This is a genomic window from Agrobacterium vitis (genome assembly GCF_013337045.2).
Lineage (GTDB): Bacteria > Pseudomonadota > Alphaproteobacteria > Rhizobiales > Rhizobiaceae > Allorhizobium > Allorhizobium vitis_B.
In genome coordinates this window covers 590980-612937 of sequence record NZ_CP118261.1, presented here as the reverse complement: position 1 = coordinate 612937, position 21958 = coordinate 590980, and the positions used below count along the sequence as shown (strand labels likewise).

General features: G+C 59.8%; 10 protein-coding genes. All 10 read right to left on the bottom strand.

Annotated features, from left to right (window positions below; genetic code table 11):
• Positions 1 to 114 precede the first annotated feature (114 nt).
• The gene (locus G6L01_RS25635) at positions 115 to 909 is read right to left on the bottom strand and encodes an ABC transporter ATP-binding protein (RefSeq protein WP_060719999.1); all 795 of its coding nucleotides are present in this window, start codon (positions 907 to 909) and stop codon (positions 115 to 117) included.
• Positions 899 to 1882, bottom strand: coding sequence for a FecCD family ABC transporter permease (locus tag G6L01_RS25630; protein ID WP_060720000.1), 984 nt, complete (start codon positions 1880 to 1882; stop codon positions 899 to 901). Before G6L01_RS25630 ends, G6L01_RS25635 begins: the two co-directional genes overlap by 11 nt.
• Positions 1879 to 2907: a FecCD family ABC transporter permease gene (locus tag G6L01_RS25625; protein WP_060720001.1), complete on the bottom strand. Its 1029-nt coding sequence runs from the start codon at positions 2905 to 2907 to the stop codon at positions 1879 to 1881. The genes G6L01_RS25630 and G6L01_RS25625 overlap by 4 nt, the downstream gene beginning before the upstream one ends.
• Positions 2904 to 3794 carry an iron-siderophore ABC transporter substrate-binding protein gene (locus G6L01_RS25620; RefSeq protein ID WP_234613923.1) on the bottom strand — a complete coding sequence of 297 codons (891 nt, stop codon included), beginning with the start codon at positions 3792 to 3794 and terminating at the stop codon, positions 2904 to 2906. Before G6L01_RS25620 ends, G6L01_RS25625 begins: the two co-directional genes overlap by 4 nt.
• Positions 3795 to 3895: 101 nt before the next feature.
• Complete coding sequence (locus G6L01_RS25615) at positions 3896 to 6211, bottom strand: TonB-dependent receptor (RefSeq protein ID WP_234891861.1); 2316 nt, start codon at positions 6209 to 6211, stop codon at positions 3896 to 3898.
• Between the two features lie 223 nt (positions 6212 to 6434).
• Positions 6435 to 7307, bottom strand: a complete 873-nt coding sequence (locus tag G6L01_RS25610) for a ferric iron reductase (RefSeq protein WP_060720004.1) — start codon at positions 7305 to 7307, stop codon at positions 6435 to 6437.
• A gap of 10 nt (positions 7308 to 7317) precedes the next feature.
• Complete coding sequence (locus G6L01_RS25605; RefSeq protein WP_081089193.1) at positions 7318 to 8070, bottom strand: thioesterase II family protein; 753 nt, start codon at positions 8068 to 8070, stop codon at positions 7318 to 7320.
• Complete coding sequence (locus tag G6L01_RS25600; RefSeq protein ID WP_070166138.1) at positions 8067 to 9758, bottom strand: condensation domain-containing protein; 1692 nt, start codon at positions 9756 to 9758, stop codon at positions 8067 to 8069. Before G6L01_RS25600 ends, G6L01_RS25605 begins: the two co-directional genes overlap by 4 nt.
• A gap of 7 nt (positions 9759 to 9765) precedes the next feature.
• Entirely contained in the window at positions 9766 to 17487 is a 7722-nt protein-coding gene (locus G6L01_RS25595; RefSeq protein WP_071207303.1) for a non-ribosomal peptide synthetase, read from the bottom strand.
• A complete protein-coding gene (locus G6L01_RS25590; protein WP_060720008.1) occupies positions 17484 to 21896 on the bottom strand; it encodes a type I polyketide synthase in 4413 nt (1470 codons plus the stop codon). Before G6L01_RS25590 ends, G6L01_RS25595 begins: the two co-directional genes overlap by 4 nt.
• Between the last annotated feature and the right edge of the window lie 62 nt (positions 21897 to 21958).

Sequence of the window (21958 nt, the reverse complement as noted above, 5' to 3'; positions counted from 1 at the left end):
TGAATCCGTCTGATCGCCTTCACCTGCTGGTGGCAAAGCAAACCGGGTCTTATCAAAAATAGCAAGAAGTGTGATATTTTGGTGACATTCCTTGCGGCCTCAGAGAAGGCTGCTTCAGAGCGGAATGCACAAAGGCGTTCCGGCAACGGGATCACGGATCACCATGCTCTTGACGTTGAAGACATCGGCGATCGTTTCTGCACTGATAACCTCGTCAGGTGTTCCGATAGCCCTGATCCGACCGCCCTTCAACAGGGCAATGTGTTCGGCGTAGCGTGCGGCCTGATTGATGTCGTGCAGCACCGCCACGACGGTCTTTCCGCGCTTTGCGACCAACATCGTAATCAGCTTCATCAGTTCAATCTGATGCTCGAGGTCGAGATAGGTTGTTGGCTCATCAAGAAAGATGGTCTCACCCTGTTGCGCCAGCGTCATGGCAATCCAGGCGCGCTGCCGCTGGCCGCCGGAAAGCGTATCCAGCATGCGGCTTGCAAGATCTGTCGTGCCCGTCAGCATGAGGGCCTCGTCGCACGCCTGCTGATCCTCAAGACACCAGCGACTGAACAGCGACTGGTGCGGATAGCGCCCTTGACGGACGAGATCGGCAACGGTCAGCCCCTCCGGCGCAACAGGCCCTTGCAGCAACACGCCCACTTTTCGCGCCACCTCGCGGGTGGAAAGCTGCGATACATCAAAGCCATCAAGGATAATGCTGCCAGCGGATGGTTTCATCAACGCTGCGAAAGCGCGCAGGATTGTCGATTTGCCGCTGCCATTAGGGCCAAGCAGCGCTGTAAAGCGCTGTTGCGGAATGGCAAGATCGAGATTTTCGACGATACGCCGGTTGCCATAGGCAATATCAACGCCCTTGCTGGTGATTCTGGCAGCGCCTTGCGGATTAGTGGTCATGGCGACGTCTCCAGAGAATATAGCCAAAGAAGGGAGCACCCACGAACCCGGTTACGATTCCGGCGGGGATCTGCACCGGAGGCAGGATGACACGACCGATGAGATCTGCGGCGACAACCAGACAGGCACCAACAAGGGCAGCGACAGGAAGCATCCGAGCGTGGGACACTCCTGCCAGCCGACGCGCGATATGTGGCGCGACAAGGCCGACAAAGCCGATGAGACCGGACACGGCAATGGCGGCACCAGAGAGTACGGTCACTAGCAGGATCATCAGGCCCCGTATGCGATCGACGGGCTGGCCGAGGCTCCTTGCACTATTGTCACCGAAGCGGATGAGGTCGAGTTCCCGCGCGGCGAGAAGGGTGAGTGCGATTGGCACGATGAGCCAGAGCGCAAGCAACCGGACCTTGACCATGTTGGCGTCATAGACGCTGCCAGCTAACCATACCAGCGCCCGCTGAACGTCGCCAATGTCGCCGAAGGCTGACAGGAAGGTGGTGCCGGCGGAAGCGAGGGCGGAAAGACCGATGCCGATCAGGATGATGCGCAGCGAAGACGTGCCGCTGCGCCAGGCGAGCGCAAAGACGGCAAGGGCCATGGCGCTGGCACCCAAAAAGCCCGCCACTTGCAGAAGCGCCACAGGCGGATCATTGATCAACACAATGACAGCCATGGCCGCGGCAGCCGCACCGCTGTTGATGCCCAGAACGCCCGGATCAGCAAGCGGATTGCGCATGATGGCAATGCTGACCGTTCCGGCGAGCGCGAGTGCTACGCCAACGAGGAGCGCCAAAAGAACGCGCGGAAGGCGCAGATCCCAAACAATCATTTCGCTCTGCAACTGGGCACGGCCCGTGCCCATCAACACGTCGTAGAGTTCACGCCAACCCAAGGACACGTCGCCAAAGGCGAGACTTGCTGCGACGAGAACTGAGAGCAGAAGTATCAGGACGAAGACAAGCCGGATCATGCTCCGTCCCTTAGCCGTGTGCGGGCGAGATAGAGGAAAAACGGCGCGCCGATCAACGCAATGGTGACACCGACCGGAAAGCTCTGGCTGCCAAACACCAATCGTCCGGCCGTATCTGCCACGATCACCAGCAAGGCACCGCCAAGTGCAGAAAAAGGAATGATCCAGCGATAGTCAACGCCGATGCACATCCTGGCCACATGGGGCACGACAAGCCCGACGAAGCCAATCGGTCCGGCAAGTGCGACGGCACCACCGGCAAGCAAAATGACCACGGCGACCGATAGGCCGCGCCAGAGGATTTGGTTTTGGCCGAGCGCGCGCGACGTATCCGCGCCAAGGCTGATTGTTGTCAGATGACGGCCAAAGGGCAGGGCAGCGATGAGCCCGGCAATGATATAGGGTGCAACGGTCTTGACTTGCTCGATGTTTCGCCCCGTGACAGAGCCTGCGGTCCAGAGGCGCACGGCATCAAGAGTGCTCTGATCGAAGATCAACATAACTGTAGTCACAGAGGTCAGGAAGGTCGCAACGATGGCGCCCGCCAGCACGAGCCTGAGCGGGGATTGCCCCACCCTTCCCAACAAGCCCAGCACATAGACAATGGTCGCCGCGATGGCCGCGCCGAGAAAAGCAAACCAAACGTAGATGTCGCCGATACCGGAGCCGAAAATGGCCATGATGGAGACCACTGCAAAGGCCGCGCCTGCGTTGATGCCCAGCAGGTCCGGTGAGGCGAGGGGATTGTTTGTCACTGCCTGCATGATGGTACCGGAGACAGCCAGTGCGCTGCCTGCAAGCAATGCCGCAAGGGCACGTGGCAGGCGAATGGTCATGACGATCAGGTGATCCCGCGACGTCTCGGATGCGAAGAGTGCAGAGATGACTTTGGCGGGCGGCATCATCGCCGCGCCCAGCGAGATGGCGAACACGGTGGCGAGCATGAGCAGACAGAGCAATGCGGCAAGCGCAAGCATCCGTCCAGCATCGGTTTCTGCAATATAGCCAGCCGTGCGGTCGGTCATGGGGCCGTCAGGATGAAGCGTTCGACATCGTCGAGGATACGGTTTGCCGAACTGATGCCGTAGAAGCTCTGCCAGGGGCCGCGATCGACCCGATGGGCGCGACCTTCGCGAACAGCGGGCAGCAATTGCCAGAGGGGATTTTCCGTTACCTGCTTTTCCAACGCGTCATCCGGCCCGCTTTCGAAACCGCTGGCGGAAACATAGAGCAGCACGTCGCCATCAAGATTTGCCAGTTCCTCCCAGTCTGGCCGCTTCACGATCGTGCCGTCGGTCACGGTCTCATAGGCCGTGCGCTTCACGCCTGCTTCATGCAGCACCGCAAAGGGGGCGTAGGCGTTCGGTCCGTCGACAAACACGACAAACCGATCAGGGGCCAAACGGACGGTGGAGACCGTGAGTTTCTTGTCTTTCACGCGTTCACGAATGGCCGAGACACGGTCATTATAGGCCGTCAAGGCACTCCTTGCCACACCTTCACGACCGGTCACTTCGGAAAGGCGCTGGAGATAGACCTTCCAGTCCATGTGCTTGAAAAGCACCGTTGGTGCAATCTTGGCAGCCTGCTCAAAGATGCCTGAATGAGCCTCCGCAGAACCGATGATAAGATCCGGCTTCAAGGCTGCGACACGTTCCAGGCTTGGCTCCCTGGGATTGCCGAGATCGACCATTTTTTCGGCCCTGACCACCTCGAGCACTTCGCTTTCCGTGATTGCCATATAGGGGGTGGCGATGACAGGCGCCTTGAGTTCGATCAGCATTCCAAGTGTGATCAGCGGGTCGAGCGTGACGATCCGTTTTGGCGCAGCCGGAATGCAGAGGGGCGGATTGTAGACGTCCTCGGTCAGAAAGGTCCCCTGGCAGGCGGCCTGCGCCAGTGAACCGGTCATAAGAAACGCGAGGAGAAACAGACAGAAACGCAAGAGGGCCACCATTTTGTCGCCGGAAATCGAAAACGGCTGCGGGGTAATGCCCCCGCAGCCCGAGATAATCAGAACTTCGCCCGGAGGTTCAATCCGAATGATCGACGCTTGCCAGCCTGGCCGTAAGGCAGAGAGTAATCCGGATCAATCAACGTGAAGTATTTTTCATCCGTCAGGTTCTCCGAAAACAGCGTCACTTCCCAGTTGTTCTTCTTGAAGCCCACCTGCGCGTTGACGATGAAGCGCGCATCGATCTTGTACATGCCATTCGTACCGAAGCGCGAATTATAGCTGGTCGTGTATTTGGCATCGGCACCGACAAAAACTCCATTTTGGAACTCGTAACGTCCGCCAAAGCCCAGGCTCCATTCCGGTGCTTCGGGAAAGGATTTGCCGTCCTGCGGTTCGCTGAGTGCGGCATGGTTGAAGTCGATGAACTTGGTGTTGAGGTAACCGATCGATGCAAAGGTCGTTAACTGGTCCGTGACCTGCATGGACGGTTCGATTTCGAAACCCCAGGACCGAGATGTGGCGGCGTTCGAAATGATGCGATAACCGGGGATCGAGGGGTCAGGCCGGATCTCGACCTGCTGATCCGAATACTTGGTGTAGAACAGATTGGCATTCAACGTCAGGCGGTCGTCCAGCAGCGTTCCCTTGTACGAGAGTTCGATGTTCTTGGAGTATTCGGGATCATAGGTGCCGAGTTCACCCGTCACGCGGTCGAGATAGGACCCACCCGAGCGGAAGCCTTCAGTATAGGTGAGCCCCACCTTCTGGTTGCTGCCGAACTCCTTGGATATGCCGATTTTAGGAACGAAATTATACTCGGTGAGGGACGTCGGGTCACCAGTCAGGACAGGGGAGTCATCGATCAGACCGGAATAATTCTGCTGGTGGTCCTTGTCTCTCAGGTAATCCAGGCGTCCGCCCAGCGTCGCAAACCAGGTCGGCGCAAATTCGTAGGTCGCTTCACCGAAGATGGCCAGGTTCGCGGTTGTGCGGTGCTGCGTGTCATTCTGCTGGTAATAATCGAACGCAACGATATCCGTGGCACCATCCCACTTTTCGTAGCTGCCATAGATGCCGGTCACCCATTTCCAGCGATCGCCTTCGTAGTTCAGGCGGAATTCCTGGGTGAGGATGGAGTTGTCATCTTCGCCGGTGATACCGTTGACGACATTTTCGGTGCCATAATCAATGGAGCGCCGGTTGTTGATGCCATATTGATAGCCGGTCTGCGATGTGAAGCGCAGGGTTTCAGAAATGTCGTGGGTGACCTCAAGTCCGAGATTATGGGCCTCGGTCCAGCGATATTCGGTGTACGTGACAGGCGCGTTATTGAAATCGCCCCGTCCCGAATAGAGCCCGACGAGTGCGTCGTTCGGCCGGTCCTTCGAATAGGAATAGGTGAGCACTGCGCGGGTATCCGGCAGCTCTGACGGCGTCAACAGCAGCTTGGCGCGCGCTATGCCGCTGATATCGGTGATCAAATCGTCGTAATTGTCGTATGACTTGAAATCGGAGTAGCTAGGCTGGGCCTTCGAACGTTCATAGGACCCGGAGAGCCGTAGCGCGACTTGATCCTCGACGATAGGCGTATTGACCGTGATGGCGGTGCCCACGAGATTATCGGTACCAACGGTGGTGGAAACCTCGACTTCTTTCTCGAAGGTCGGATCCTTCGATTTGATATAGACGGCTCCGGTCATGGCGGCGCGGCCGGAGAGCGTCGATTGCGGGCCGCGATAGACCTCGACCTGCTCAACGTCCCAGAGATTGCGTGCGCCGAAGCGGGCATTGTAGCGCGTCTGAAGGATGCCATCGATATAGATGGAGCCTGCTGGCCCACCGGACGATACCAGACCCTCGGAACTCATGCCGCGGATCACGAAACCAGCGTTGACTGTGGCGCTGTCCATCGTATTCGCCATGCGACGAAACGTTTCCTGCGTGGTGCGGATCTGGCTGTTCGCCAGGCTTTCGGCCTTGAGAATAGCGACACTGCTTGTCGTACCGCCGAGGGTGGTCGCATTGCGGGCACCGTAGATCACGATGGGTTCGAGCAGGGTCCCGTCCTGCTCCGGGTTTCCTGAGGCAGAAGTCGCATTCTGCAAGGTGACGCGGTTTTCGCCGGCAAAGCGCGCATCGACGCCGGTCCCTGCAAGCACGGCCTTCAAGGCCTGTTCGGGTGTCAACGTCCCATTCACGCCGCGGGTTGATTTGTTTTGGGCAACCGACGCGTCGAACAGAATCTGGAGGCCCGTCTGTGCAGCAAGGCTGTTGAGCGCCGGCGTAAGCGGACCGGCCGGTACGGAAATCGCGTGCTGCGACATTTGAGCCTGCGCCTCACGCACCATTGCCGGCACGGGCGGTGTCAACATCACAAGCGCCGATCCTGCTAAAAGGACGGCTCTGAGGCTCGCCCGGGCCTCGCGTGTAGTGGAAAAAATCTTCGTCATAGAACCCCCAAACTCTCCGGTACTCAAGGCTTTTCAGCCCACCGTAAGGAGCAACTCCACATTGTGCTCGGGAGGTAGACGATTGCTTTTCCCGGTTTGGGACTCCGATCGTTAAAAAAAATCGATAAGGCAGTCAGGTTCAATTTTAGCCTGACAGACTCTCATCAGCGACGCCGAGATGTTGACGCATGGCCAGGCGCAACTCTTCGTCCCGTTCTGCAGGTGCCTTCAGGACGCAGGTCGGACAGTATTCTCCGCCCTTCACGAGGTAAAATCGACAGCAGCCGCCGCGTTGACGGAAGGTGTATGAAAATTCCTGCTGGTTTTTGTCGAGTACACTCAGATCGAAATAGTGGAGCTGACGGTTGGCAAGCGGCGAACCGGGCACTTTGAGGATCTGCATTGCAGATGCCTTGGCCGCCTCGACTCTGGCGAAACGGCGGCCGGAATCGAGAAAGCGACCGGCAATCGCATCAGCGGCGAGCCGCCAGAGCGCCGAGCGAGAAAGGCGCGTGCGCGCGTGGATCGCGTCGATGACGGGGCGAAAATGCCGCTCTATTTCGGCCCGGAACCGTTCTTCGGCAGCGGTGTCGCCCAATTGGCCCTGCCAGAATGTCTCTTCGAGGAAACGGACATGGGCGCGTCGCACCCGGTGCGTCTCCCCCTCATGTTGCTCTTGCGTCGTGTAGAATGAAAGAGCGACGCAGGCCGGTGATAGGTTAGGAATGAGGCCAAAACCAGCGAAGATCGGCACAGTAGCGGCGGCCAGAATGTAGCCGTAGTCGGTCATCAACAGCGCCGCAGCCGTCTTGATGTCGGTGCCTTCGTTCAGCGATTGTTCGAAGGCGAGAAATTCGCCAAGCGCCGCATCGTCGGAAAAGAATGCCTCGGTCGTCGTCCATTCTGCGCCAGCCGGACCGATATCCGCACGGACATCCGGCATATAGGCGGCCTGCGCATCAAGGGCGCGGCGGACCAATGCCTCCTCCGATGTTGGTATGTCGATCGCGGCCGTCATCGCTTAACCCTCACGCCTTAGGCGATTTTCGCCAGTTCCGAACCCCAGTTTCTAACCAGAGAGTTGCCAGTCGTGCGGGCAGCGTGTCAAGTACCGGGCGCTCCAGCATATGCGCGCCCGCGACCTGATGCAGGCGCGTGCCGCCTGTCACGAAATCACACCAGGCTGCGGCGGCCTGCCGGTTTACAAAGGCGTCTCCATCAGAGAGGAAAATATGGGCGGGACAATCGAGCGTGCCGCGCGTCGCGTCATGGGTATAGGTCTCGCATATTCTGAAATCATTGCGCAGCACGGGTTCGAAAAGCTCCATGGCGTCGGGATTATTGAGGATTTCAGCGTCTGTTCCGCCGAGATCAATGAGCGCTTGTCGAAAGGCAGCGGCTTCCATCGTGTGGAACGGCTCTCGCTCATAGACCATACGGTCCGGCGCATTGCAGCCGAGCGCGAAAAACACTTCCGGCATCCGCAAACCCGCTCCCAAGAAGCGCCGGGCGATTTCATAGCCGAGGAGAGCACCCATCGAATAGCCGAAAATCGCATACCGCCCGCCGATATATGGCTCAAGCTCAACGGCCAGCTGATCGGCAAGCGCATCAATTGACCTCGGTGCCGGTTCGCTATAGCGCGCTTCGCGGCCCGGCAGTGCGACCGGATGCACCGTCATCGTGCTCGGCGCGGTTTGTACCCAGTTGCGGAAAAGCCCGGCCCCGGTGCCTGCTGGCGGCAGGCAAAGAAGCACGGGGCGTGATGGCGTTATAGTCATATGTCAATCTCGATATGGTCTGTGGTCTGGGATTCCTGCGGGCGAAGGCTGTCGATATAGGCCGCAAGTTCCGCAAGGACGGGGTGCTCAAACAGGACGCGCATTGGCACCGGAACGCAAAACGCGCCGCGAAGTCGGCTGGCGACGCGCACGGCCAGCAGCGAATGGCCGCCAAGCTCAAAGAAGTTAGCCTGCCCATCAAGGGGACCACATTTGAGCACCTCCGTCCAGATTTGCGCCAGTGTGATTTCAGTCGCGGAAGGCGTTGCGGATGTCGGGATGCCCGATACTGCCTGTTTCAGTGGCATCAAATGGGTGCTGTCCCCAGAACCGCCTTCAGAGAGACCGCCGACCGCCATCGCCGAAGGCAGTTCATCCAGAATTGCGCACACATCTGTGGTGGATGAGCGGATCATGATGGAGATAATATCAACCAGTCGTTCAAGCAGATCTGCTGCGGTCTCAGATGCGAGCATGTCGCGGCTGAAACCGGCCATCAGCGTCAGGCCCGTCGGGTGCGGTGTTGCCCAGAGCGTGAGCGGAAAATGGGTTCGCTCGTCAAAGTCGATGCCTTCAGTTTTGAGCAGTGCAGGCGCATCCGTCCGCTTCGCCTGCGCCGGGAAATTCTCAACAACGAGCAGCGTGTCGAAAAGCGAAACGCCTGGGCCTTGGATAGCGGCGAGGGGTACATGGTCGTGCTCGCCCGTTTCGGCATGGGCTTTCTGAATGGTCGCAAGCCAGTCCGAGACGGATTGGCCCTCATCGAGGCGGACACGCACGGGCAGCGTGTTGATGAAGAGGCCGATCATCGTCGTCGCGCCCTCCAGCGTCGCCGGGCGCCCGGCTGTCGTTGTGCCGAAAATCAGATCACGGCTGCCGGTCTGGCGTGCAATCAGCAAACTCAACGCGCCTTGCAGCAGTGTGTTGAGCGTCAGCCCATGGGCGGCACCATAGGCCAGCACGGCCTCATGCAGTGGCTTTGGGACTTCCCGGCAGAGCCGCTCGAACTGGCCTGTCGCTTCCCCTGCCAGAAGCCGGGTTGTGCCCGCAAAACCCTGAAGTCGATCCTGCAAGAAGCGAAGCGACACGGCCCGCTCGCGTTTTTTAAGCCAACCGATGTAATCGCCGTAAGGGCGGGCGGGCGGAAGGGCTGGCTCGGCCTTGCCTGTTGCGCGTCGGTAGAGCGAGAGCACTTCGTCGAGCAATTGACGGATCGACCAGCCGTCGAGGATGATATGATGGTAGCAGACAACCATGATCGACTGGTCTTGTCCGGTTCGAATCCATTGGACCCGGATCAGAGGCGGACGGCGCAGGTCAAACGGCTCGGCCCTGTTGGCGGAAAACAGCGCTTGCAGCCGTTCACGCTCACTAGCAGCATCGCTGCCGGTCCAGTCGAGCCTATTGAATGTCACCGCAAGGCTGCGGAAGGCGATCTGGAATGGCTCGTCGCGCTCCTCCCAGAAGAACCCCGAACGCAGGATCGGATGGCGGTCGATTGCGCCTTGCCACGCCGCCTTCAGAGCGTCCGCATCGACGTGTCCGGTGATGCGCAGCGCCGTTTGCGGCATGTAGAGGCCGTCGCCGGGGGAAGACACCGAATGAAAAAGGATGCCCTCCTGCATCGGGGCAAGCGGATAGATGTCGGCAATGTTGTTGCGCTCAAAGCGCTGGCTCGCATTCTGCATGGTGTCCTCAGAGATTGCGCAGGATGGCTTCGAGGTCATCCTGATCAAGTGTCATGTGCTTGAAGTCCGCAGGTGTATAGCCGGCTTCGGTTGAAGTCAGGCAGAAATCGACTAGGCTTTCGAGATGGTTTTGCAGCCCCGCTGCGAGTGTTTCGATTGTCTGCCGATCGTGAACCTGCCGGGAATAGGCAAGGCGAATGCGCAAATGCCCGCCGCTGATGATTGCATTGATGTCAAGCAGCACCCCGCGCGGATTGCCAGCACCTCGCGGATCACCCGCCGGTTCAGTTGCGCGTGACAGCAACGCATCGCCGGAAAACAGCGTGTCCGTCTGACCAAGATAGTTGAAGCGGATCTCGGCGATATCCTCCAGCCGTGGCAATGCCACGCCCTTCAGATATTTCAGGACGCCATAGCCGATGCCATCGTTCGCAACACGGCGGAGGCTTTCCTTGACCGAGAGCAAAGTGGTTCGGGTGTCGCGCCCGGTGACATCGAAGAGAACGGGATAAAGGCCTGTGAACCAGCCGACGGTGCGGCTCAGATCGACGCCTTCGAACAGGTCTGCCCGGCCATGACTTTCAAGGATCAGCCGGAGCCTGTCGTGTCCGGTCCAATCGCGGATTGCATTATAAAGTGCCGCAAGCATGACTTCTTCGGCATCGATTGGATAGCAGGACGGCACGTCCCGGAGAAGGCGTCCGGTGAGGTCAGGATCGATTGTCAGATCAATGATCTCAGTGTCGCCAGCGCAATTGCTGCCCGAACGGTCCGTGGGGATCGCTGCGGTCTTGGCCTCGGTCATCGTGCGCCAATGGTCCTTTTCACCATCGAACACCGCGCTGTCTTTCAGCCTGCGCACCCAGCTATCAATGCCTGTTGTTCTGGGCGGCAAGTTCATCTCAAGGCCGGCTTCGCCAGCTGCGAGGCATGTTTGAAGGTCATCAAGCAGGATGCGCCATGAGACGCCGTCGATCACGAGATGATGCGCTGCGATCAGCAGCCGTTGCTCACACCCGTCGATGGTCACAAGCGTGGCACCCCAGAGCGGGCCTTCGGCGAGATTGAAGCGGCGTTGCAGCGCATTCGCTTCGCGAGAAAGCACGGCATCGGCTTCGGTTGCCGTACAACGGGTGGAACGCAGCGGCGGCGCTCCTTCGGCTTCCGTCACGACCTGACGCCACTGTCCGTTTTGCTGGAAGAAACGACCGCGCAGCGCATCATGGGTCTGGTGGAGAAGGTCCATGGCGTTTTGAAGCGTCTTCTCATTGATCACTCTGCCGGGTTTCAGCACCAATGCCTGATTCCAATGGGCCATATCAGGGTAATTCTGCTCAAAAAACCAGTGCTGTGCCGGGCCAAGCGGAATGTCTCCGCGCATCGGTCTCGCCTCGGGCAATTCTGTCGCCAGATCGGAGACGGATGCGGCAAGGGCTGCAAGCGTTGAATATTGGAAAATATCGCGTGGCTTGATGGCAATGCCAACGCGGCGGGCGGCAGCCACGACCTGAATAGCGAGGATTGAATCTCCGCCGAGCGCGAAGAAGTTGTCGTTGCGTCCAATCGCTTCGCGTCCAAGAAGTTTCGCCCAGATCGCGGCGATTTTCTCTTCATAGCCGTGGTGCGGTGTCTGGTCTTCTGCGACCGTCGTGGATTCATCCGATGGGTCGGGCAGCGCCTTGCGGTCGAGCTTGCCGTTCGGCAGGCGCGGGAGCTTGTCCAGCATCGCAAAAAACGTCGGCACCAGATGGCGCGGCAGTTCTCGGCTCAGATGGGCAGAGAGCGCCGCCTTACCGACAGGTGCCGCCACCTCAATCCAGGCGGCGAGGCGGGCATAGCCGGTATTGTCCCGCCAGGCATCGACGGCAGCACCTGTCACGCCCGGATAGCGCATCAGCACGGCCTCGACCTCGCCCGGTTCGATCCGAAAACCGCTGATCTTCATCTGGCGGTCGGCGCGGCCGAGATAATCGATATTGCCGTCGGCCAGCCGACGAACGCGGTCGCCGGTCTTGTAGAGCACAGGGGCTTGGCCAGCCCTGTCAAACGGGTTCGGCAAGAAGCGCTCCGCCGTCAGATCCGGGCGATTGTGATAGCCGCGTGCGATACCCTCGCCCGCCAGATAAAGCTCGCCCGGCATACCGATTGGCACTTCATTGAGCGCTGCGTCAAGAACATGGGCGGTGGTGTTGGTGATGGGCTTGCCGATATGGATGGGCAGCCCCGCGTCATCGATCCGGCATCCCGTGGAATAGGTTGTGTCCTCGGAGGGACCATAGAGATTGTAAAGCGCCTCGACCTGTCCAGTGTCCAGAATCGCGCGTGCTAGGCTCGGTGGCAGCGGTTCGCCCGCAAGGCAGACCGTCTTTGCCTTAGCGGGCAACGGGCCAAACCGCATGAGTTCGGTCATCGGGGTCGGCACGGTGTTGATGAACGTGACCTCGTTTGCGAATTCTGCGTCCGGCAGTTCGAAAAGATCGTCAACGATGAAGATTCGCCCACCGGCGGCGAGCGTCACAAAAATTTCGAAGATGGAGAGGTCGAAGCAGACCGATGTTGACGCCAGCATTCCGACAAAGCTTTCCGCCGGGAACGTGTCGAGCGCCCAGTGTGTGAAGGCAACTGCATTGCGATGTTCGATTGCAACCCCCTTTGGCAGCCCTGTTGAGCCGGAGGTGTAGATGAGATAGGCGAGGTCGCTGCCTTCGGTCGTATGGGGGAGAGGGGCCCCGGAGACGGCCTGCGTTCCGTTCCAGATGGTGGTCGGATCGAGCGTTCGGATGTCGGCGAAGTCATCGCGCTCCTCCTGCGTCAAAAGCAGGGAGAGGCTTGCGTCCTTTGCGACAAAGGCGATCCGTTCCGCCGGATATTTGGGATCGAGCGGCACATAGGCAGCGCCCGTCTTCAAGACGGCAAGAATCGAAGCAATGAGGTCGATGGTACGTTCAAGGCAAATACCGACGGCACTGCCGCGTCCGATGCCAAGGGAGGCGAGATGCCGGGCGAGCGCCTCCGCTTGCCGATCAAGCTCTGCATAGGTGGCGCTCCTGTTCCGATCAGTCACGGCAATGGCATCTGGTGTGCGCTCGGTTGAACGCGCAAAGAAACCATGCAGGCTTGCTGGCACCGCATCATAGGTCTTTGCCGTCGCGTTCCAAGCGGCGATCTGCTGGCGCTGGCGCTCGGGCAGTCCGTCTATTTCGACCTGTGCTCGCTCAGGGGCCGATAGAAGAGCCTCGACCAAGGCCGTGAAAGCCTCTGCCATGTGGTGGATCGTCTCTTGGCGGAAGAGATCGCTGCGATAGATCAAGGTGCCGGAAAACTGATCGCCGCGATGGCGCAGATCCAGCGTCAGATCGACCTTCGACGTTTCCTGTGCGAGCACCACCGGGGTAACCGTCAGGCCATCGGGGCATGGGCTATGCGGCTCGTCGGCTTGCCAGGTGACCATCACTTGGAACACGGGATTGTGGCTCCAGCTTCGCTCGACTGAGAGGGCATCGACCACGCATTCAAACGGCGCGTCCTGATGGCGGAAGGCATCCAGAACGAGCAAACGTGTGGCCGCGACTTGCTGTTCGAAGCTTGTTGCAGCATCATGCGTCAGTTTCAGCGCCAGCGTGTTGACGAACAGCCCGATGACATCCTCCAGCGCGCGGTTTGGCCGCTCGGATACCGGGGTTCCGATGACGACATCGGACGCGCCGGAATAACGCGATAGCAGGGTCGAAAAGGCCGAGAGAAGCACCATGAAAGGTGTGGCGTCCCGTTCATGGGCAAAATTGACCAGACGGGCCGTGAGCGCATGATCGAGATGGAATGGAATGCTCCCGCCCTTGAACTCTTGGCGCGCACCGCGTGGAAAATCCGTCGGCAGTTCCAGAAGCGGGGGGGCATGTTCCAGCAGGCGGCGCCAATAGTCGATCTGCTCGCCCAGCGGCTGCTTTCGCTGCCAAGCGGCAAAATCACCATAGGTCAGGGTAAGCGGTGGAAGGTCTGCCACTTTGCCCTGTCGGCCAGCATCATAGAACCGCGTCAGATCCCGCAGCATCAGCTGAAGCGATTGCGCATCCGAGACAATGTGGTGGAGTGCTACGAAAACAACATGCTCGTCAGTGGAGAGACGGAAAATCCGGGCGCGGAAGAGCGGACCCGTCGCCATGTCGAACGGCTGCCTGCATGCAGCGGCAAGCGCCTCTGGCAGGGTGGCCTCATTCACATCTACGATTGCGATGTCTGGAATGTCGGTCGCACCGATCTCGACAGCAGGTTGGCCATCGCGATTGACGATCCGCGTGCGCAATGCCGGATGGCGTGCGGTAAGGGCTGTGAACGCGTGTTGCAGCACTTCCAGATCAAGCGCGCCATGAAAGCGGATTGCGGCGGGAACCGTGTAGGCGGCACTGTCTGGCTCCAGCTCGGCCAATGTCCAAAGCCGTTGCTGGGCAAAGGACAGAGGTATCGGCGCACCATCCGGGAGGGCATCGATGGCGCTTAAAGGTGCCGCCATCGGTGTCTCGTCACGCGCAAGGGCGGCGGCGAAATCCCTGAGGCGGGGAAACTCAAACAGTTTTCGCAACACGGCATTTGTCGGAAGCGATGACGACAGCCGGGCAATCATGCGCATGGCCAGCAGCGAGTGACCGCCAAGCCGGAAGAAATTGTCATCCCGGCTGATCGAATCGATGGCCAGCACATCGGCCCATGCATCAGCGACACGCTGTTCCGTTTCGGTCTCTGGCGGGCTGGACCCGGTGGCGACTGTTGCGGCCAGCGATGGCAGTGCTGCGCGATCAATCTTGCCGTTCGGCTGCTGTGGCAGGCGCGGCAAGAAGCACCAGAGCGTCGGCACCATATGCACAGGGAGGATATCGGACAGCGCCCGGCGCAGCTCGGTTTCGTCAAGTCTTACGCCGTCTTGGGGTTCGATGAAGGCGGCAAGCTGCCGATCAGTGCCTTGCGTGACAGCCACAACCGCCTTTTCGACGCCGGTAATCTGTTCGAGATTGTGCTCGATCTCGCCTGTTTCAATGCGCAAGCCGCGCACTTTGACCTGATGGTCAAGCCGCCCGCAAAATTCCAGATTGCCATCGGCCCGGCGGCGGATGCGATCCCCGGTCCGGTAAAGACGGGAGCCGGGTTCACTCGAGAACGGGTTGGCAATGAACCGCTCAGCGGTTTGCTCAGGTCGGCCAAAATAGCCGCGTGCAAGGCCCGTACCGCCGAGATAAAGCTCGCCGGAAAGACCCGGCGGGCGAAGGCGGCCAGTGCGGTCGAGAATATAGGCTTGCGTGTTTGGCAATGGCTTGCCGATGGGTACGACGCCGCCCTGATAATGATCGCCCTGTAACGGGACTTCCGTTGAAAAGCAGGTATCCTCGGAAGGGCCGTAGAGATTGAGGATACGCAGGTTCGGATAATCGCGTTTCAGGATGGCGACAAGCGCTGCTGGCAATGGCTCGCCGCAGAAGGTTGCAGTCTGCACGCTGTTTGGCAATCTGTGTTCTTGCAACAGTTCTTGCAGGAGGCTGGGGACCGTATTGATGAAAGTCACATCAACCTTGGCGGCAAGCTGCGGCAGTGCCAGAAAATGATCTGCGACAACGAGCGTGCCGCCGAGGACGAGGGGCGCATAAAGCTCAAAAATCGACAGGTCGAAGCTGATCGAGGTTGGCACCAGCATGCGCGCCACCTCTTCGCGGGTGAACCGCTCCCGCGCCCAATACATGAAGGTGACGACAGAGCGATGTTCTATCGCGACACCCTTGGGTCTGCCCGTCGAGCCGGATGTGTAGATGATGTAGGCGAGATGGTTCGGTGAAACTGTGGGCGGCACCTCCAGTCGGATGTCCGGCAATGTCGTGACGTCAACGAGGGTTTGCGCCTGCGTGACAAAGGATGGGCGGTGATCAGTGAGCAGGATGGTAATCCCGCTATCCTCGGCAATGAAGGCGAGGCGGCTTGGTGGATAATCGGCCTCGAGCGGCACATAGGCCGCACCTGCACGCATGATGCCAAGGATACCTGCGATCATCCGGGGTGAGCGGCGCATGCAAATGCCCACCCGGTCGCCGGGTTTCACACCAGCGGCCACCAGACTTGCGGCAATGCGCGAAGACTGCGCTTCGAGGTCGCGGTAGGACCAGGTGAGGTCGCCATCGGTCACCGCGTCCGCATCCGGCGTTTGCTCGACCTGTTTCAGGAAGAGATCATGCAGGCATTCGTCCACCGGATAATCCCGCACTGGACCGGAACCGGAAGCGATGATGGCCGCTTCTTCCTCAGGTTTCAGCAGAGAAAGTGTGGAGAGCCGCCGCGAGGGGTCGCGCACCACAAGCTCCAGCAGGCGCTCAAAACGGGCAAGCATAGAGGCGATGGTGCTCTCATTGAAAATCTGGCTCGAATATTCGATCTTGCCCTTGATGTCCGGCTGGTCGTCTTCGAGGTTGAAGCGCAAGTCATATTTTGTTGCCACTTCGCGTAGCGGATAGGGTTCAATCGTCAGTCCATGCAGGCCCGGCGGCGGGGCAATGCTGTGCTGAATGTCGAATTTCACGTTGAAGAGCGGGTTCAGGTCCGAGAGCGAGCGCTCTGGATTGATCGCTTCGACAAGGCGCTCGAACGGAATATCTTGATGGGCAAGGCCACGGCGCACAGCATCGGCTACCTTCTGGAGCAGGCCCGTGAAGGCCGGATCGCCGGACAGGTCGTTGCGGAAGACGAGCGTATTGACCAGCGGCCCCATCATGGTTTGTGTCTCGGGCCGGTCTCGGTTGGCAACCTCGCTGCCAAGGATGATATCGTCGCTGTCGGTATAGAGATGCAAGAGCACGTTGAAGGCGGCAAGCAGCAATGTGAACAGGCTGACATTCTGCTCGGCAGCAAGTGCGCGCAGCCTGAGCGACAATGCCCGGTCGATCAGAACGGGAAGATGCGCGCCGCTAAAGCTCGCGCTCAAGCTGTGTGGCCGATCCAATGGCAATTCCAGTACGGGCAGCTCGCCCGCAAGGCTTTCTGTCCAGTAGGCGAGCTGGTTGGCAAGGGCGGGTCCGTCCAGTAAATCGCGCTGCCAGAGCGTCCAATCGGCAAACTGCACCGGAAGGGGCGCGAGTGTTGCTGCTGTTCCTGTGGCTTCGGCATGGTAGAGCGTTGAGAGATCACGGGCAAAGACACCCATCGACCAGCGGTCGCTGATGATATGATGCATGCCGAGCGCCAGCACATGCTCGTCATCGTTTATTGCAACCAGCGTCGCGCGGATCGGCGGGCGGGTGAGATCATAGGGCGTCTCGACAAATGCTTTGAGCTGAAGACGGGCTTCCTTTTCCGGCTCTGGATGCTGTCGGCAATCGTGATAGCCAATATCAGCCGCGCCGGATGCCTCGACGATTTGCTGCGGCTGGCCATCCTCGCCCATCGTAAATCGCGTTCGCAGGGGTTCGTGCCGAGCAATCAGGGCGGCATAGGCGCGAGACAGGGCTGCGCGATCGAGCGGGCCTTTCAGCCGAAGTGCGAGGTTCATGTTATAGGCAACGGTGCCGGGTTCCAGCTGCTGCATGAACCAGAGGCGTTTTTGCGCCGATGACAGCGGAACCGCAGCCTCACGATCCGCCCGAGGCTGGATGCCGGAGGGGGCGGGAACCGTGATGCCCTGTGCTTTCAGCTTCTGTTCCAGCAGCGCCCGCCGCTCTGGCGAAAGCCCGGCGATCTTTGCGAAAAGTTCGTTCATTGTGCATTTCCTCCGGCGAGAAGCCTGCTCACATCGGCGTCGGACAGGGTGTCAACCTCGTTGAGAAGATCGGCGAGGGCAGAAAGGTCGGTCTTCTGCGTCATGCGCTCCAAAATCGATTGGGCGATGGCCGCAGCTGTCGGATTGTCAAAAAGCAGCTCGCGCATGGCAATATCGACGGGGAAGGCCTCCCGAAGTTTGGCAACGGCGCGGATGGCGAGCAGGGAATGGCCGCCGAGTTCATAAAAGCCGTCATCGGCCCCGATGGGTGACAGGCCAAGGATCTCTTCGAAAATGCCGATGATCCTCGCTTCGGTGTCATTGCCCGGCTTGCGGTAGGCGACACTGAGTGCGGGGCGTCCACGCCCGCCATCATTGGCGGCTGGTTCTTGCGCGTCGATGTCGGACGCGACCGGGGGAATGGCCCCACCCGAAAGCATGGTCTGTCCGGTTGCGCCGTTTTCAATCAGGCATCGCGTCAGATCCCATGCGGCCTCCGTCGATATCGCGAAGGCGTTCGCACGGCCCGTTGCCTGCAAGGTGGTGCCGGGATTTGCCTCGATCAGTGGATAGCCAATCGCGAACCATGGCGTGGTGCCGTTCTTGTTCTCTTCGGCGACAATCCGGTCGATGGCGTGGTGCGTGGCGGCATAGGCACCAAGGCCAAGCCCGCCAACGAGGGTTGAGAGCGAGGACTGAACGCAGCAAAAGCCGATTTTCCGCTTCGCCACAGCTTCACTGAGCGCATGAACCGGGCGCAGTTTGCTCGCGATATTATAGGCCCAATGGGCATCCGCCAGCTCACCAATCAGCGCGGCGGATTGATGGTTCGACTGCGGCAGGCTCAGAAAGATGCCGTCGATCCGGCCCAGTTCTGCCAAAACATCGTCCAGAGCGCCTTTCAAGGCGGCGGCATCGCCGCAATCGAGCTGCCGTTTGAGACGAGCCGGGTGTTCGAAAGCCGGTGCCGTAGAGTCTTGAAGCAGAGCGACGGCTGCGCCGAGCCCAGACAGAGCATCAACCCAGGTCTTGCCAACGCCATCAACGATATCGCCGATCACCACATAGACGCCGTTCCGCTTGAAATCCGGGCCGCCTTGCGGCACGTCAAACCGTTCCGTTTCCGGCAGCCAGCGATGCGCGCCGCGCAAGGCGAGCACATCGTCTTTCCCCGACAGGGCGTCGCGAATGCGCCTCGCGATATCAACAGGCCGTGCAGCGTCGATGTCGATATGACGGCAATGGAGCGATGGATATTCTTGGGCGATCACCTGAAGAGTGCCCGCAGTCAGAGCCTGCGGAATGTCGAGGTCTTCCAGACCCGTGACATCGGCTGCCGACCGAGTCAGAAGCGTCAGAGTGACCGCGCGGTCGTTCTTTGCCAGTTCCCGCACCAGCGCCAGAAGGGCTTGTGCAGCAGTTTCCGGCGCTTCTTGTGCGTTAGGTGTGAGAGGCCAGCCGAAGACGATATGGTCCGGGCTTGCTCCCCGCTCATCAAGGCTATCAAAAAGGCTGGCGTAGTCTTCGCTCATCGTGGGGCGGAGGCTGAAGCAGCGGAAGTCTGGTTCACTGAAACCGGTGCCGATCATTGCGCGATAGGGTTCAGCACCGCTCCGCTCAAGCTCAGAGGCAAGGATGGAGCCAAGCTGACCATCGTCAAAAACAAGCACGCGGCCCTTCAATCGATTAGGGCTGTGGCTCAATTGCGCACGCCGCCAATTGGTGCGGTAGAGGCCGGGGCCTTCAACCTTCGCGGCCGTCCTCTTGGGCGTGGCAGGCTCGCTATCCGCATCGACCCAGTAACGCTCACTTTGGAACGGATAGGTCGGAAGCCGTACGCGCCGCCGACCAGCCACTTCGGCTGAATCCAGAACGCCGTTCAATTGCCAGAACTGACCGACAGCAGACAAAACCTGCCCTGATTCATCCTTGCCTTCTGCAAGCGTCGCCACAATCCGGCTTGCATCCACGCCCGCCGCAGCGCTCAACGTGCCGAGTGCGCGACCGGGGCCGATTTCTATGAAAACAGGTGCTGCAAGGGATTGCAGCGTGCGTGTTCCGTCCTCGAAGCGGACGGGCTGCAACAGGTGACGCGCCCAATAGTCCGGGTCGGTGGCATCCTGTGCCGTCATCCATGTTCCCGTGACATTGGAAATCACAGGAATTTGCGGCGCCGACAGGCGAACGCCTGCAACGACATCGCGGAACTGTGCCGCAGCATTCGTCATCATCGGCGAATGGAAGGCGTGGGAGGTTTTCAGCAGGCGTGCGGCAATGCCCTTGTCTTTCAGGCGCACTTGTAGGCTTGCGATTGCTTCCACCGGGCCGGAGACAACGCTGACACCGGGTGCATTGGCAGCGGCCAGCGTAATGACCCCGTCAAGCCATGGCGAGATCGGTTCATCCGCATGCATCACCGCGAGCATGGCACCGGGTGCTTGCGCCTGCATCAACCGCCCGCGTGCAACAACGAGTTGAAGCGCTGTTTCGTGGTCGAAGACACCTCCAAGGCAGGCGGCGACATATTCGCCAATGCTGTGGCCATGCAAGGCCACGGGTTTTACGCCGTTGCTCATCAAGGCTTGCGCAAGCGCATATTCAACGGCAAACAGCGCCGGTTGGGCAAATGCCGTGCTGGCAAGGTCATCCGCATTGGAAAACAGGCAGGCTTTGAAGTTGATCCCCATCAGCCGATCCAATTCAGATGCGCAGGCGTCAAAGGGGGTACGAAAGGCTGGCAGGTCGGCGTAAAGCGCCTTGCCCATCGCCGTATACGGGCTGCCCTGACCGGGAAACAGGAAAACAGCTTGCGCTATCTCGCCTGCGGCGGTGCCGATTTGAGAGAGGTTGCGCAGGTTGTTGACAGCCTCTTTGGCATCGCGTGCGATGACGAAGCGGCGCTTGGCAAAATCACGACGGCCATGACGCAGAGTGTGGGCAACATCCGCAAGCGTCGGGGCGGCTGTATGATCTGAGCCTGCGGTAAGGTGTGCTGCGAGGGCCTCGCTGCTGGCTGCAAGCTGCTCCTCGGTTCGTGCCGACAAAAGCAACAGTTCCGGGCCGCTGCCTGCCTTTGATGCCGGGCTGGGTGGGGCCTCTTCCAGCACAACATGGGCATTGGTCCCGCCAATGCCGAAGGAACTTACGCCTGCGCGGCGCGTGCCGATCTGGTTGTCCCAATCGCGCAGACGTTGATTGACGAAGAAGGGGCTGGCTGCGAAATCAATTTGCGGATTCGCATTCTCGTAGTGGAGGCTTGCCGGAATCCGCCGGTTTTTCAGGGCCAACACCGCCTTGATGAAGCCTGCAATACCGGCGGCGGTGTCGAGATGGCCGATATTGGTTTTGACGGAGCCGAGCGCGCAGAAGCCCTGACGCTGCGTATCGCGACGAAACGCCTTGGTCAGTGCTGCAACCTCTATCGGGTCGCCGAGTTTGGTGCCCGTTCCATGGGCCTCGATATAGCCAATGGTGTCAGCGCGCACGCCTGCCATGGCCTGCGCATCGGCGATCACCGCCGCCTGACTATCGACCTGTGGCGCGGTGAAGCTTGCCTTCAACGCACCGTCATTGTTGATCGCAGAGCCAAGGATGACGGCGTCTATCGTATCGCCATCGGCAAGCGCATCTTCCAGCCGTTTCAGAACCACGATGCCCACCCCGCTGCCGGGGACCGTGCCGCTTGAGGCCGCATCAAAAGCGCGGCAATGGCCATCAGGAGACAGGATTCCGCCCTCGCGAGCGCGGTAGCCGGAGGATTGCGACAGTGCAATGCCGCCCGCCAGCGCCATGTCGCAATCGCCGGATAGCAGGCTTTGCGCGGCCATGTGGACGGCAACGAGCGAGGAGGAGCAGGCGGTTTGCACGGTGATGGCCGGGCCTCGCAGGTTCAGCTTGAAGGCTGTACGGGTGGCCAGAAAGTCCTTGTCATTGCCGACGAACAGCTCATAGGGGCTGACGGTCTCGCGGATGCGGCTATTGTCATGCAGGTTGAAGACATAGGTGTTGATGCCAGCGGCAGCGAAAACGCCAATCGGTCCCTTGTGACGATCACCCACATAACCGGCGGCTTCCAACGACTGCCAGGCGCATTCGAGGAAGACACGCTGCTGCGGATCGAGAATTTCAGCCTCGGCAGGGCTATAGCCGAAAAACCCCGCATCGAAGCGATCCGCACCCGGCAGCGGTGTGCTGGCGGCGACAAAATCCGGGAATGCCGCCATTTCCGCAGAGATGCCGCGTTGCTTCAAAACCTCCGGCGAGAGGCGCTCGATGGATTCCACACCATCTACAAGGTTTTGCCAGAAGCGTTCGACATCCGGTGCTCCGGGAAAGCGGCCAGCCATGCCGATCACGGCAATATGATGCCTGTTGTCATCAGAGAGAGGGGCGGCGGACAGGTCATTCATAACAAGGTTCCTTGATCTGTTCTCTTGGGGCGCTCAAAAATTGGGGTCACTCAAGAATTGGG

Coding starts and splice junctions, on each gene's coding strand:
- G6L01_RS25635 (WP_060719999.1), bottom strand. CDS start 909: ATGACCACTAATCCGCAAGGCGCTGCCAGAATCACCAGCAAGGGCGTT.
- G6L01_RS25630 (WP_060720000.1), bottom strand. CDS start 1,882: ATGATCCGGCTTGTCTTCGTCCTGATACTTCTGCTCTCAGTTCTCGTC.
- G6L01_RS25625 (WP_060720001.1), bottom strand. CDS start 2,907: ATGACCGACCGCACGGCTGGCTATATTGCAGAAACCGATGCTGGACGG.
- G6L01_RS25620 (WP_234613923.1), bottom strand. CDS start 3,794: ATGACCGGTTCACTGGCGCAGGCCGCCTGCCAGGGGACCTTTCTGACC.
- G6L01_RS25615 (WP_234891861.1), bottom strand. CDS start 6,211: ATGTTGACACCGCCCGTGCCGGCAATGGTGCGTGAGGCGCAGGCTCAA.
- G6L01_RS25610 (WP_060720004.1), bottom strand. CDS start 7,307: ATGACGGCCGCGATCGACATACCAACATCGGAGGAGGCATTGGTCCGC.
- G6L01_RS25605 (WP_081089193.1), bottom strand. CDS start 8,070: ATGACTATAACGCCATCACGCCCCGTGCTTCTTTGCCTGCCGCCAGCA.
- G6L01_RS25600 (WP_070166138.1), bottom strand. CDS start 9,758: ATGCAGAATGCGAGCCAGCGCTTTGAGCGCAACAACATTGCCGACATC.
- G6L01_RS25595 (WP_071207303.1), bottom strand. CDS start 17,487: ATGAACGAACTTTTCGCAAAGATCGCCGGGCTTTCGCCAGAGCGGCGG.
- G6L01_RS25590 (WP_060720008.1), bottom strand. CDS start 21,896: ATGAATGACCTGTCCGCCGCCCCTCTCTCTGATGACAACAGGCATCAT.